This window comes from Amycolatopsis sp. NPDC003865 (genome assembly GCF_053605345.1).
Window position 1 is genome coordinate 1 of record NZ_JBSGJA010000001.1, and the last position, 12,870, is coordinate 12,870.

Annotated in this window: 13 protein-coding genes; 6 read left to right on the top strand and 7 right to left on the bottom strand. The window is 73.8% G+C overall.

The genetic code is table 11. The annotated features are described in order from the left end of the window. On the bottom strand, positions 1-801 hold an 801-nt coding region (locus tag ACWEVP_RS00005; protein ID WP_452060392.1), incomplete at its 3' end, for an IS30 family transposase. 174 nt (positions 802-975) lie between these two features. On the opposite strand from ACWEVP_RS00005, the gene ACWEVP_RS00010 reads away from it, so the two are divergent. Then, a complete protein-coding gene (locus ACWEVP_RS00010) occupies positions 976-1,446 on the top strand; it encodes a hypothetical protein (protein WP_452060393.1) in 471 nt (156 codons plus the stop codon). Between the two features lie 53 nt (positions 1,447-1,499). Continuing rightward, positions 1,500-2,564 carry a DNA polymerase ligase N-terminal domain-containing protein gene (locus ACWEVP_RS00015; protein WP_452060394.1) on the top strand — a complete coding sequence of 355 codons (1,065 nt, stop codon included), beginning with the start codon at positions 1,500-1,502 and terminating at the stop codon, positions 2,562-2,564. Between the two features lie 20 nt (positions 2,565-2,584). Here the strand turns inward: ACWEVP_RS00015 and ACWEVP_RS00020 are convergent, their stop codons facing one another. From ACWEVP_RS00020 to ACWEVP_RS00035, 4 genes are all read right to left on the bottom strand, one after another. Next, a complete protein-coding gene (locus ACWEVP_RS00020; RefSeq protein WP_452060395.1) occupies positions 2,585-2,962 on the bottom strand; it encodes an SPW repeat protein in 378 nt (125 codons plus the stop codon). A gap of 99 nt (positions 2,963-3,061) precedes the next feature. Further along, a complete protein-coding gene (locus ACWEVP_RS00025) occupies positions 3,062-3,571 on the bottom strand; it encodes a hypothetical protein (protein ID WP_452060396.1) in 510 nt (169 codons plus the stop codon). Positions 3,572-3,671: 100 nt separating this feature from the next. Beyond that, the gene (locus ACWEVP_RS00030) at positions 3,672-6,656 is read right to left on the bottom strand and encodes a BTAD domain-containing putative transcriptional regulator (RefSeq protein ID WP_452060397.1); all 2,985 of its coding nucleotides are present in this window, start codon (positions 6,654-6,656) and stop codon (positions 3,672-3,674) included. A 102-nt stretch (positions 6,657-6,758) separates the two neighbouring features. Further along, a complete protein-coding gene (locus ACWEVP_RS00035; protein ID WP_452060398.1) occupies positions 6,759-7,463 on the bottom strand; it encodes a DJ-1/PfpI family protein in 705 nt (234 codons plus the stop codon). A gap of 97 nt (positions 7,464-7,560) precedes the next feature. Between ACWEVP_RS00035 and ACWEVP_RS00040 the strand changes: the two genes are divergently transcribed. The 3 genes from ACWEVP_RS00040 to ACWEVP_RS00050 all read left to right on the top strand — a co-directional run bounded on the left by ACWEVP_RS00040 (position 7,561) and on the right by ACWEVP_RS00050 (position 10,452). Further along, positions 7,561-8,538 carry a GlxA family transcriptional regulator gene (locus ACWEVP_RS00040; protein WP_452060399.1) on the top strand — a complete coding sequence of 326 codons (978 nt, stop codon included), beginning with the start codon at positions 7,561-7,563 and terminating at the stop codon, positions 8,536-8,538. A gap of 71 nt (positions 8,539-8,609) precedes the next feature. Continuing rightward, positions 8,610-10,133: a YibE/F family protein gene (locus ACWEVP_RS00045; RefSeq protein ID WP_452060400.1), complete on the top strand. Its 1,524-nt coding sequence runs from the start codon at positions 8,610-8,612 to the stop codon at positions 10,131-10,133. 73 nt (positions 10,134-10,206) lie between these two features. Continuing rightward, entirely contained in the window at positions 10,207-10,452 is a 246-nt protein-coding gene (locus ACWEVP_RS00050) for a hypothetical protein (protein ID WP_452060401.1), read from the top strand. Here ACWEVP_RS00050 and ACWEVP_RS00055 read toward each other — a convergent pair. Continuing rightward, positions 10,424-11,065: a hypothetical protein gene (locus ACWEVP_RS00055; RefSeq protein ID WP_452060402.1), complete on the bottom strand. Its 642-nt coding sequence runs from the start codon at positions 11,063-11,065 to the stop codon at positions 10,424-10,426. The two genes, ACWEVP_RS00050 and ACWEVP_RS00055, sit on opposite strands and share 29 nt — an antisense overlap. A gap of 2 nt (positions 11,066-11,067) precedes the next feature. Next, positions 11,068-11,634, bottom strand: coding sequence for an MBL fold metallo-hydrolase (locus ACWEVP_RS00060; protein WP_452061298.1), 567 nt, complete (start codon positions 11,632-11,634; stop codon positions 11,068-11,070). Positions 11,635-11,781: 147 nt separating this feature from the next. On the opposite strand from ACWEVP_RS00060, the gene ACWEVP_RS00065 reads away from it, so the two are divergent. Beyond that, complete coding sequence (locus ACWEVP_RS00065; protein WP_364465793.1) at positions 11,782-12,654, top strand: peptidylprolyl isomerase; 873 nt, start codon at positions 11,782-11,784, stop codon at positions 12,652-12,654. Positions 12,655-12,870 lie beyond the last annotated feature (216 nt).

Genomic DNA, 12,870 nt, shown 5'->3' on the forward strand with positions numbered 1-12,870 from the left:
TGATGCTCCGTCCCCGCCGATGATCAGGTCGCCTTCCCAGTGACCAGGGATCGCGCGGTCGTCGGCCTCGGCGGGGCGGTCGCTGATCATCACCACCGGGGCGGTGAAGCGTGGCCGGCGTTGCTCACTGCTGCGGCGGGGTGTGCGCACGGTTCGACCGGTGCGCAACGCGGTGGTGAGCTCGCGGCGCAGTTCGCCTCGGCCTTGGACGTAGAGGGCCTGGTAGATGGTCTCGTGGGTCACGTGCAGCTCCGGCCGGTCGGGGTGATCGCGGCGCAGCCGCCGGCTGATCTGCTCCGGGCTGAACTTGTCCTCCAGCATGCCCTGCACCAGATCATGCAACTCGGGGCAGGCGGCGATCTTGCCCGTCTTGGGCCGCGGGCGGCGGGACTCGGCGCGGGCCTGGGCGGCATGCGGGCGGTAGTCGCCCGAGCCGGGATGGCTGTTGCGGGCCAGTTCCCGACTGATCGTGGACGGGCTGCGGCCCAGTTCGGCAGCGATAGCCCGCAGCGAGCGGCCCTCGCGTCGCAGATCCGCGATCACGATCCGCTCGTCCGCGCTCAGGAATCTGCCCACCGACGGCTCAGGCCGGGCGGAAGACTGTTGATCGGTCTCCCGCCCGGCCTTGGCCTGGCTTGCCCGTCCGGTCCGCCATCGGTGACCGGTCCGCCGGTTGATCCCGACGATCCGGCACGCCTGGGCTGTTCCCACACCTCGCGCCACAAGATCAAGATAGGCCTGGCGCTCGTCGCTCAGCTTCCTCGGACCTTGAGGCGAGCGATCCTCCCGGATCTCGAACACTGCAACCCCTGAACAGCTCAGGCATTGCAACCACCACTAGAACCCAAGCGGTGAGGGGGCCTTCTTCGTCGCGAGCGAACGGGTGAACCGGGCGTGCCGGGCTCAACCGCGAGGCGGAGCGGAGCGTTCCGGTGCCGGTGGAGCCACCGGGCTCCGCGACGAAGGGGAGAAACGATGCGCAACCTCGTTCGGATCGCCGCCGCGGCGGGCACCGCGGCCGCGCTGGTCTCGGCCACCGCCGGTGTGGCCTCGGCAGCGCCCGCCGGCTTCACCGTCAACGTCAACCACAGTTCCGGAACGCTGGCTACCGCCCTCAGCGGCAGCCTGAGCTGGTCCACGTCGCTGAAGACCGTCACCATCGGCGACACGAGCCTGTTCGTGAGGGCCGGCGAGTGCATCACGGTGACAGCCACCGGCTACCAGGGGTCCGCCAAGGTGACCGCCCCCTACGAGTTCCCCGGCTCGGGGCAGAAGGCCTGCGCGGACCAGGGCGTCAACGTGACCGGGTCGATCGGGACCCACGGCCTGAGCGCGACCGTGCCCGGCGGAGTCGAGCACGTCGTCATCCGGCTGACGGACGTCGACCACCAGATCAGCCACTACGCGAACTGCTACCGCACCGCGTCCGTCTGCCAGTACGGCTGATCCGGTCACCCGGTACCCTGGACGCTCCCGAGCGGAAGGGGTACCGGGCGCCGATGGCCGACAGGCTCGAGGAGTACCGCGGCAAACGCGGCCGGGACCGCACCCCCGAACCCTGGCCCGACGGCCCGCCGGAACCCGGGGGCAACGACCTCTTCGTCATCCAGGAGCACCACGCTTCCCGGCTGCACTGGGACTTCCGGCTGGAACGCGACGGCGTGCTCGTGTCCTGGGCCGTCCCGCGAGGGCTGCCGCTCGCCCCCGGGGTGAACCGGCTCGCGGTGCACACCGAAGACCACCCCATGGAGTACCTCACCTTCGAGGGCGAGATCCCCGCCGGCGAGTACGGCGGCGGCCGGATGACCGTGTGGGACACGGGGAAGTACGAAACCCTGCACTGGAACGACCACAAGGTCGAGGTCGTCTTCCACGGCGAGCGGGCGCGCGGCAAGTACCTCTTCCTCAACCGGCACAACGCCGACGACGACCGCGACTGGATGCTGCGGCGGCTCGACCCCGCCGAACCGGGGCACGAAGACGCCCCGGAATTCCTCGAACCGATGACGGCGGTCCCCGGCGAGCTGCCCGCCGATGACGACGACTGGGCCTACGAATTCGCCTGGGGCGGCCTGCGCACGATGCTGCTCGTCTCCGGCGGCCGCGTCACCGCGCACGACGACACCGGCGCCGACGTCACCGGCCGCTACCCCGACCTGCACAAGCTGGGCGAAGAGCTCGGGTCGACGGAAGTGCTGCTGGACGGCGAGGTCGTCGTGATCAAGGACGGCAAGCCCCACCCCCAGGGGCTCGAGGAGCGCCGCCGGGCCGACGGCAACGCGGCGAAGCGCCTCAAGGCGCACTGCCCGGTGTTCTACTTCGCCTGCGACGTCCTGCACCTCGACGGCAGGCCGACCCTGGACCTGCCCTACACCGAACGCCGGGAACTGCTGGACGGCCTGCCGGTGACCGACCGCCATTGGCAGGTCCCCCGCTACTTCGCCGGAGGCGGCGAAGACGTCCTCGGCGCCAGCCGCCAGCACGGCCTGCCCGGCGTGGTCGCCAAGCGGGCCGGCAGCCCCTACCGGCCCGGCTCCGGGGACTGGGTGTTCATCGCGAACTGAGCGGCTGAGCGGAACGGCGGTCAGTCGCCGCGGACGAGCACGACCACGCCCGCCACCACGACCACCGCGCCGGCGATCACGTTGCCGGTGAGCGCCGCGGCCGACGGCTGCGTCTCGGCGGCGGAGCGCAGCAGCCACGGCGAAAGCGCCGTCCACGCGCCCAGCACCGGGACGACCCAGCCGAGGAAACGCAGGCGCCGCGTCGCGGTGCGGGCGATCGCCAGCGCGACCAAGACCAACCCGACGACGGTGTTGCTCAGCGCGAGCACGCCCGCGCCGCCGAAGCCGGTGACCCAGGGGGCGAGCACGAGGTAGAGACCGGCGAGCAGGACGAAACCCGCGGCGGCGCCGATGACGGCGGTCCGCTGCTTGCCGGCCGGGGTGCTGTGCGAAGTCATTTCTTCACCTCCACCCCGGAGAGGTACCCCGTGGTAGCGGCCGGTAACCGGAGCCTGCCCGCAGCCCTCGGAACGGGCAGGCCCCGGCCGGGGCCGACCTCAGCAGCCGCAGGTGTAGTACGTGATGTCCCAGTGGTTGCCTTCGTCGCAGTAGAGGTTGCCCGAGCCGGCCTTCCACTGCGGGTAGCCGTCGCCGCGCAGGCCGATGTAGGAGAAGCTGTTCTTGATGTAGGAGTCGATGCAGCTGTTGTGCGAGATGTCCACCTTGTAGCCGTTCCAGTGGCTGTAGGTGCCGGACGCGTGCCCGGTCTCGGTCCCGCCGGTGATGTTGATCGCGCAGCCGCTCGCGCGCTTGAGGGTGATCACGCCGCTGACCGTGCTCTGGTTGATCTGCTCGTACGACGTGCAGGTCGAGTTGTAGCGGTCGGTGCAGCCCCCGCTCGACGAGTGCGTGACCCCGGCGGCGGACAGCTGCGACGCCGCCTGCGACTGGGTGAGCTTGGTGACCTCGACGCTCGCCGACGCGGTGCCGATGGTCGCGCAGACCACCGTCGCGGCCGTCGCGGTCAGTCCCACTGCCACGCGCGCGAGCATTCGTTGTCCCGGCATGCCTTGCCTCCTCGGGTACGACGATCCGAACGGCGGCAGCCAAATCGGGAGGGCCATAACTTCGCCAAACGCCCGCGCCGCGCACCGGGGCCGGCCCCGGTCAGGTCCTGATCTTCGTCAAGACTTCACGAGCGCGGTCCCGGGCCGGGGATTCACCGGTGACGGCGGTGAGCTCCCCCAGCGCGCGCAGCTCCCACAACGGGAAGCCGAGCTCGCGGAAGAGGCCGGCCGACGTCCGCAGGAGCCGCGCGGCCTCGGGGGCGGCCCCCTCGTCGGCGTGGGTCCGGCCGAGGCTGAGCAGGGTGTAGCCGGCGCCGCGGCGGTCGCGCAGCTCGCGGAACACGCCCATCGCGACGCGCAGGTGCCACCGCGCGCCCGCCGGATCGCCCGCGCGGCGGCGCGCTTCGGCGAGGCAGCGGTGGGTGTAGGCGGCGGCGTGCCGGTGCCCGATCTGCTCGAACAGCTCCAGCGACCGCGTCAGGAGGCGTTCGCCGTCACCCGGCTCGCCGGCCTCGGTGTGCAGCGCGCCCAGGCTGCGCAGGACGTGCGCCTCCCAGTGCCGCTCGCGGGTGCGGACGGCGCCGCCGAGCGCGCCGGTGAGCAGGTCGGCGGCCCGGTCGTAACCGCCGTGGCGGCGCAGGACGTCGGCGTAGCGCTTGGCGGCCTGGTCGTGCCCGCGGCCGTCGTCGCACTCGCTCGCCAGCAGCATGCTGGCTTCGAAGCTCTCGACCGCGCGCCGGACGTCCCCGACGTCCTCGGCCAGCGACCCCAGCTGCGCGGCCGCGGCGGCCTGCCCGTGGCGGTCGCCGCACGCGCGCAGCAGGCCGAGGGCCTCGACCAGCTCGGCTTCGGCGGCGCGGGGGTCACCGCTGTCGAGGTGGACGTCGGCGAGCGCGGCCAGCACCGCGCCGGTGCCCTGCGGGTCCTCGAGCTGCCGGAAGCGGGTTTCGGCCATGACGAAGTAGTTGCGGGCCTGCCGGCCGCGGCCGTGCTGCCAGTGCACCGAGCCGAGGTTGTAGAGCTTTTCGGCTTCCGCGCGCGGGTCCCGCCGCCGCCGGGCGGCGGCCAGCCCGAGCACCGACACCGCCCGGGCGGCGTGGCCGAGCCACGGCGTGCCGGCCAGCGCGGTGCAGGCGTCGGCGAGCCGTTCGGTGAGGTCGTGCCAGCCGTGCGCTCCGGCGAGCCGCGCGGCCGCGGCGAGGTGGGCGGTCTCTTCGGCCGCCCAGACCCCGGGAGCGGGCTTCGGCGCATCGGTCCGCGACAGGCCCCGGGCGTGCTCGGCGAAAGCAAGGGTGACTTCGCAGGCGCGGCGCAGGGCCGCGGGGTCGGGTTCCGGGGTTTCGGTGATGACGAGCCGCGTCAACGGCGGGACGGCCCAGCGGGTTCCGGTGCGGCCGGCCCGCCGGGAGAGCGGACCACGAGCTTCGTCTCCTCCGGTCTGTTCCACGGCAACGGACTCCGCCGCGTCCCGCTCCACCAGGTGCGTCGCCGCGAGCTCCTCGAGCCGCTCGCGGGCCTCCTCCACCGGACGGTCCAGCAGCGCCGCCGCGCACCAGTCCGGCACCGGTCCGTCGAACGCCGCCAGCGACCTCAGCAACGACCGGTCCGCCGGCGGCCGCTCCCGCAGGGCCGAAGTCACCGCCGCCCGGACCGAAAGGTCGCCCGTGGCCAGTTCGTCGAGCCGGCGGCGGTCGTCGGCCAAGCGGGTCGCCGGCTCGGCCACCCGCTGGTCCGGCCGCGCCGCGAGCTTCGCCCCCGCCACGCGGACCGCGAGCGCGAGCCCGGCACAGCACTCGAGAACCCGTTGCGCCGCCGCGGGTTCCGCACGCAGCCGCGCCTCCCCCACGATCGCCGCCAGCAGCGCCCAGGCGTCCTCTGTGGACAGACCGCCGACCGGGACCGGCCGCGCCCCGCACAGGCCGGGCAGCTCGCGGCGGGTGGTCACCAGCGTCGCGCACCCGGGCCCGCTCGGCAGCAGCGCCCGCACCTGCGCTTCGGACGTCACGTCCTCCAGCAGCACCAGCAGCCGCCGGTCGGCGGTGTAGCTGCGCCACACCCCGGTCAGGCCGGCGCGGTCGGCCAGCTCGGCCGGCGTGGCGCCGAGCAGGCGCAGGAACCCGGTGAGGACGGTGGCCGGCTCGGCGTCCCGCAGCGAGGCGGTCAGCTGACCGTCGGGGAAGCGGCGGCGCGTCCGCCACGCCGCCTGGACGGCCAGCGCCGACTTCCCGGCCCCGGCGGCCCCGTGCAGCACGACCGGTCCGGGGCCCCGCAGGGCCCGGACGGTGCCGGCGAGCTCGGCCACGCGGCCGGTGAAGTCGGGCACCGCCGGCGGGAGCTGGGCGGGCGGGCCCGGCGTCGTCCATTCGGTGCCGGCGATCCGGCGGTACACCGCGACGAGGTCGTCGCCCGGCCACACCCCCGCCTCCTCCCAGAGCGCCCGCCGCGTCCGGCGCAGCACCTCCAGCGCCGACTCGCGGTGGCCGACGGCGCCGAGCGCGGACGCGAGCCTGGCGGCGAAGCGCTCGTCGGCGGGCCGGGCCGCGACGACCGGGTCGAGCCGCTCGACGACCGCCCGGCCGTCGCCGTCGGCGAGCTCCAGCTCGACCAGCTGCAGCAGCGCCGCCGAGCGCCGGTCCTCCAGCCACAGCTTGTGCGCCTCCAGCAGCGGCCCGCCGGCGACGTCGGCGAACGCGTCGCCCCGCCAGCACGCCAGCGCCCGTTCGAGCGCGCGGCGGCGCTGCGCCCGGTCGTCGGCGCCCGCGGCCAGCAGGGCGAGGAAGTCGTCCGCGTCCAGCTCCCCCGGCTCGACGGCCAGCGCGTAGCCCCGCGGCCCGGACCGCAGGCGCTGCCCGGCCTCGGCGGCCCCCAGGCCGGGCGAGAGCGTCTTGCGCAGCTTCGACACGGTGACCTGCACGATCGCCGCGGCGCTCGACGGCGCGCCGTCCGGCCACAGCTCGTCGACCAGCGTGTCGCGGCCGACGAACTGGCCGGCGCGCGCGAGCAGCACGGCGAGCAGCCGCCGTGGCTGGGCCGCCGACGGCAGCGGCACGGAGGCGGTCAGCGGACCGAGGACCTGGAACCGCACGACTACACCCCACCCGCGAGATCACCTGATCGAGCGAGCTGAATCTAGCCGTGGCGATGCTGGGCTTTTCCCTCGATCACCCGGATGGCCGACGACGTTGGTTCAGGCGTTTGCCATCAGTTTGCCCAGCAGCTCCGGGTGATCGGCCAGCCCGGCCCGCAGCGTGTGCTCGCGCAGCGGTTTGAGGTCGCCGTAGGGCTGGTTCGCCCAGTCCAGACGGCCCTGCGGCGGCTCCGGGTCGTACTCGATGGCGAACTGGACGTTCGTCGCGACCTGCCGCCCGGCCAGCCGCTCCACGAGGTGCAGCGCGAGGTCGATGCCCGCCGACACGCCCGCCGCGGTGATCACCCGGCCGTCTTCGACCCAGCGCCGCGCGACCGGCGTCGCGCCCAGCCCGGCCAGCAGGTCCCGGAACATCCAGTGCGTCGTCGCCCGCTTGCCCTCGAGCAGGCCGGCGGCCCCGAGGACCATCGAGCCGGTGCAGACCGACGTCACCAGCTCGGCGCCGGCGGCCGCGGAGCGCAGCCAGGCGAGCAGGCGCTCGTCCGCCATCGCCCGCAGTGTCGGCACCGTGCCGCCCGGCACGAGCACCGCGTACGGCGAAGGCACTTCGTCGAACGTGTGGCTCGGCGCGACGCTCAGCGGCGTGTCGGTCCCGACGGTGTCCCTGGTGGCGCCCACGACGACGGTCCGGTAGCCGGCGTCCATCTGGGCCAGTGCGCTCAGCACCTGGAGCGGGCCCACGAGGTCCAGCGGCGTCAGGCCCGGGTAGACGACGAAGGCGAGGGTCTTCTGGTCAGCGGTCATGGCCCCACCCTGGCGGCGCCGTCCGGTTCGCCGGACGCCGATGTCCGAAATCCTGCGAACCGCGTCCGAAGGCCGGTCCGGCTGCTAGCGTGCGATCATGGCAGGTTCACCCAGACGGGTCACGATCGTCGGCTTCCCCGACGTCGAGCTGCTGGACGTCGCCTGCCCCGCCGACGTCTTCGACGCCGCCAACCGCCACGGGGCCCGCCCGCCCTACGAGATCCGGCTGGCCACGATCGACGGCCAGGCCATCCGCACGTGCTCCGGCCTGGTCCTGCAGCCCCACCTGCGGCTCGACCAGGTGGCGGCCGACCTCGACACGCTGGTCGTCGCCGGTGGCTGGGGCAGCACGACGGCGGCGTCCGACGAGCGCGTGCTCGCCCACATCCGGCGGCTGGCCCAGACGAGCCGGCGGGTGGCGTCGGTCTGCACCGGCGCGGAGGTGCTCGCCGCGGCGGGCCTGCTCAACGGCCGCCGCGCGACGACCCACTGGCGCTGGGCGGCGAAGCTGGCGGACGCCTACCCGGCGGTCACGGTCGATCCGGTGCCGCTCTACATCCAGCACGGGAACGTCTACACGGCCGCCGGGGTGACCAGCGGGCTCGACCTGACCATGGCACTGGTGGAGGCCGACCACGGGCCGACGCTGGCCCGCGAAGTCGCCCGGTCGCTGGTGACGTACCTGCAGCGGCCCGGCAACCAGGCCCAGGTGAGCCTGTTCCTGGCCGGCCCGCCGCCGGAGCACCGCGAGGTCCGCGACCTCACGGCGTACATCGCCGAGCACCTCGACGCCGACCTCGGCACCCCGGCGCTGGCCGTCCGGGCGGGCCTGAGCACCCGCCAGCTGACCCGGCTCTTCGACGCCCACCTCGGCACGACACCCGGCAAGTACGTCCGCACGGTCCGCACCGAGCACGCGGCGCGGATGCTGTCGGGCACCGACCTCCCGCTGGCGACGATCGCCCGCCGCTGCGGCTTCGGCTCGACGGAGACGTTGCGCCAGGCCTTCCTCGACCACTTCGACACCCCGCCGTCGGCGTACCGGCGCGTCCACGTCCGCCAGGCCTACGGCTGACGCACCGGGACGAACCGGACCCTCGGCGGCCCCTCGCGCGGGCGGTGCGATCCCGCTGTCAGGATGTCCGCGTGAACCGCCCCGACACCGACGACGACGCCACCGGCCCGATTCGCCGGATCACGGACGAGGTGTCCCCTTCGCCGGCACGAGGTACGTCCGGAACGCCCGGTGCGCCCCGGAAACCGGCTCGCCGGACCCCGCCGCCCGAGGGCGCGCGCCGCGCCGCGGACCCCGCTCGCCGCCGCGCCGACACCGGACCGCAGCGCGCCGCCCGGCGCGGGGACACCGGGCCGCAGCGGGTTTCCGCCGCGGTCAAGCCGCGTCCCGCCAAGAAACCCGAGCCCCAGCCCGAAACCGGCCACGGCCACGGGCACGGCCACGGGCCCGCCGCCCCGGCGTCGAAGCGCGTCAAGCTCCTGCTGATCTGGCTGCTCGCCCCGCTCGCGCTGGCGACGGTCGTCGGCATGATCGTGCTCTACCCCTGGGGCAAGCCGGATCCGACGAGCGTCGTCCCGCAGGGCACGCCCGTCGCCGCGGACATCACCGCGACCGCCACCGGCCCGTGCCTCGCCCAGGGGCAGGTCCAGGTCGGCGACCAGACGGACCCGAACGCCAAGCCCTGCCTGACCGTCGACCTCACGATGACCGACGGCCCGGCGAGCGGGAAGCAGCTGAAGCTGACCGTCCCGATCGAGCCGAGCACGCCGCGGTTCGCCGCGGGCGACGCCGTGGTGCTCGCCTACAACGGTGGCAACGCCGGCGACCCGGCCAGCTTCCAGCTCGTGGACTTCCAGCGCGGCACCCCGCTGCTGGTGCTCGCCGCGCTCTTCGCGGTCGCCGTGCTGGTGCTGGGCCGCTGGCAGGGCCTGGCCGCGCTCGTCGCGCTCGGCCTGTCCTTCGTCGTGATCGCGCTGTTCATCCTCCCCGCCATCCTGGCCGGGGAAAACCCGCTGGTCGTGGCCATCGCCGGGTCGGGCGCGATCATGTTCATCGCGCTCTACCTGACGCACGGGCTGTCGGCGAGAACGTCCGCGGCCGTCCTCGGCACGCTGGTCAGCCTGGCCCTCATCGGCGTCCTGTCGGCGATCTTCTCCGCCGCGGCCTCGCTGACGGGTCTCGACGACAGCACGTCGACGCTCATCGGGTCGCTCGGCCACGGCATCGACTCCCGCGGGCTCCTGCTGGCCGGCGTGGTGATCGGCGCGCTCGGTGTGCTCGACGACGTCACGGTCACCCAGACCAGCGCGGTCTGGGAGCTGCGGCGCGCGAACCCGGACCTGACCTGGCAGGAGCTGTACCGCTCGGGCCTGCGGATCGGCCGTGACCACGTCGGGTCGGCGGTCAACACGCTCGTGATGGCCTACGCCGGGGCCGCGCTGCCGGTGCTGCTGTACTCGTCGATCTCCGGGGTCGGGCTGGGCGCCCTGCTCGGCAGCGAAGAGATCGCGCAGGAGATCGTCCGGACGCTCGCGGGCAGCGTCGGCATCGTGGCGGCCGTCCCGGTGACCACGATCCTGGCCGCGCTGATCGCCTCCCGCGAGCCCGCCGGGTACCTCAGCAGCACCACGAAGGCCGTTCCGTCCCACCCGTAACACCGGCGCACCCCGGCCGAGCCCGACCTGCGCGAACGCGGTAGGAAGGCCTCAGCCGACCCGGGGAGGCGCCGTGTTCCTGTTCGCCGGACCGAGGTACCTCGTCCGCGGCGCGCTGCGGGTCGCCACGGCCACGGTCCAGGCCGTCGAGTCGCTGCCGCGCATCGCCGCCGCGCTGGAGGACGTCCGCGCCACCCTGCACCACGTCGAGCGCCTCGCCGCCTACATCGCGCAGGAGGTCCCGGAGCTCGTCTACCAGCTCGAGCAGCTGCGCGAGGCGGACGAGGAGCTCAGTCGAGAGTCGCCACGAACCGGCTGACCGCCTCCATCGTGAACCGCTGCACGTACTTGCCCGACGGCGCCACCGACGCCAGCCGGTAGAGCGGGCGGTCCGCCACGCCGGAGCCGCGCGCTTCGGCCTTCAGCTCGGCGACCAGCAGCTCGCCGAACACCAGGCCGTTCGCCTCGGTGTTGTTCATCAGCGCGTTCGCCAGCTTCCGCAGCTGCAGGATGCCCAGCTCGCGGCCGCCGGTGCCGGAGAACACCGCGAGGTCGACCTTCGCCACCTTGCCGCGCTGCCCGGCGTTGACCAGCAGGCTGACCGTGCGGGAGCCGCGGACGTCGCCGATCACCAGGTCGAGCCGCGTCGCGGCGGTCAGGTCGACGCGGCGCAGGCCCCACGTCCGCACGAGCAGCGTCGAGCCCTCCAGCCAGACGCGGCGGCGGATGCTGACGGCCATCACGTACAGCAGCGGCAGCGCGATCACCAGCGCCACGACCAGCCCGATCAGCGTGCCGCCGATCAGGCCGGCGACCCCGCCGAACGCGGCCGCGACGATCACCACGCCGATCAGGCCCGAGATCCCGCGGCGACGGCGGCCGCGCGGGTCCTCCTCGAACAGCGCCAGCCGCTCGGTGGTCTCTTCCGCCATGCTCAGGCCCCCGTCCCGGCGAGGAACGGGTTGCCCGCGCGTTCCCGCCCGATCGTCGTCGCCGGGCCGTGGCCCGGCAGCACCACCGTGTCGTCCGGCAGGCTCGTCAGCAGTTCGCGCACCGCCCCGGGGTCGGCGCCGCGGCCGACCGAGCCGGCGAACAGCGTGTCGCCGGTCAGCGCGATCCGGCCGCCCTCGGCCGTGGCCAGGCCCAGCACCACCGAGCCCGGGGTGTGCCCCGGCACCGGCCGGACGTCGATGTCCAGCCCGGCGAAGCCGCCGGACTCGAGCGGGACGCTGTCGCCGTCGTACAGCTGCGCGTCGGCCGGGTGCAGGTGCAGCGGCACCCCGTGCTCAGCCGACAGCGAAGCGGCCGAAGCGACGTGGTCCGCGTGGCCGTGGGTGGCCACGAAAGCCGCCGGGACCAGCCGGTGCTCGGCGAGCGCGGCGGTCAGCGGGGCGGTCACCTCCTGCCCCGGATCCACGACCACGCAGGGCCCGCCGGCGGCCGCCGCCAGCAGGTAGCAGTTGGCCTGCAGCGGGCCGCTGCCGAACCCGACGACGAGCACCGAACGCCTCCCGGACATCCGCGCCGGATGGCGCCGATCACGATCGGGTTGAGACTAGCGGGCCCTGTACATGGTCCTCACAGGCTGTGCCCATACACTGCCGCTACCTCAGACGTGTGACACGAGCGGAAACCTGGAGGGTACGGGGTGGCGACCAACCAGCAGCGCCGCGAAGCTGCGAAGCGCAAGCTCGAGAGGCAGCTCGAGCGCCGATTGGAGCAGCAGAAGCGACGCAGGAGGATCGGCGCTGGTGTCGTCGGCGTGGCCGTGCTCGTCGTGGCGGGCGTGGTCGTGTGGATCGTGAGCGCCAACGGCGGTGACGCCACCGACACGGCGGCGTCGTCCTCGGCCGCCCCACCGCCGACCGACCTCCAGATCCCGACGCAGCGCACGGCGCTGCCGAAGCGGGCCACGGCGCTGCCGAACCCGACGACGTGCGACTTCAAGGCCGACACGACGGGCAAGGCGCCGAAGAAGGTGAACCTGCCCGACGGCAAGAACGTCCCGTCGACCGGCACGGTGAACGTGACGCTGAAGAGCACGGCGGGCGACATCCCGCTGACGCTCGACCGGGCGCTGGCGCCCTGCGCGGTGCAGAGCTTCGTCAGCCTGGCGAAGCAGAACTTCTACAACGACACCATGTGCCACCGGCTCGGCACCGAGGGCCTGCAGATGCTGCAGTGCGGTGACCCCTCGGCCACCGGCGACCCGACGCAGGACGGTCAGGGCGGCCCCGGCTACACGATGCCGGACGAGGCGTTCCCGGAGATCAAGTACGGCCGCGGCATCCTCGCGATGGCGAAGACGTCCGCCCCGAACTCCGGAGGCAGCCAGTTCTTCATGGTCTACGGCAACGCCGACGGCCTCCCGGCGGACTACTCGGTGTTCGGCAGCATCAGCGACGAGGGCCTGAAAGTCCTCGACGCCGTCGCCAAGGCCGGCATCGCGAACCCGAACCCGCAGGACGGCACCGGGGCGCCGACGAAGCAGGTGAAGTTCACGGGCGTCACCGTCCAGTAGTGACGGCGCGCATCGAGCTGAACGGGACCCGCTCGGCCCGGGCGCCTTCGTCGCGGGAATGACCTCCTACGGCCATTTCACTGCGATGCAGGTCCGGGACGGGCGGGTCCGCGGGCTCGTGATCTGCCGCAGGTGAAGTCGACCCCCGGGACGCGCGGTGAGGCTGCCCGCGCAGGCGTACGAAACCGTGCCGTGGGACGAGATCTGAACCGCACT

Bases quoted from the DNA above. Each gene is read 5' to 3' on its own strand.
- ACWEVP_RS00010 (WP_452060393.1), top strand. From the start codon at position 976: ATGCGCAACCTCGTTCGGATCGCCGCCGCGGCGGGCACCGCGGCCGCG.
- ACWEVP_RS00020 (WP_452060395.1), bottom strand. From the start codon at position 2,962: ATGACTTCGCACAGCACCCCGGCCGGCAAGCAGCGGACCGCCGTCATC.
- ACWEVP_RS00025 (WP_452060396.1), bottom strand. From the start codon at position 3,571: ATGCCGGGACAACGAATGCTCGCGCGCGTGGCAGTGGGACTGACCGCG.
- ACWEVP_RS00040 (WP_452060399.1), top strand. From the start codon at position 7,561: ATGGCAGGTTCACCCAGACGGGTCACGATCGTCGGCTTCCCCGACGTC.
- ACWEVP_RS00015 (WP_452060394.1), top strand. From the start codon at position 1,500: ATGGCCGACAGGCTCGAGGAGTACCGCGGCAAACGCGGCCGGGACCGC.
- ACWEVP_RS00055 (WP_452060402.1), bottom strand. From the start codon at position 11,065: ATGGCGGAAGAGACCACCGAGCGGCTGGCGCTGTTCGAGGAGGACCCG.
- ACWEVP_RS00035 (WP_452060398.1), bottom strand. From the start codon at position 7,463: ATGACCGCTGACCAGAAGACCCTCGCCTTCGTCGTCTACCCGGGCCTG.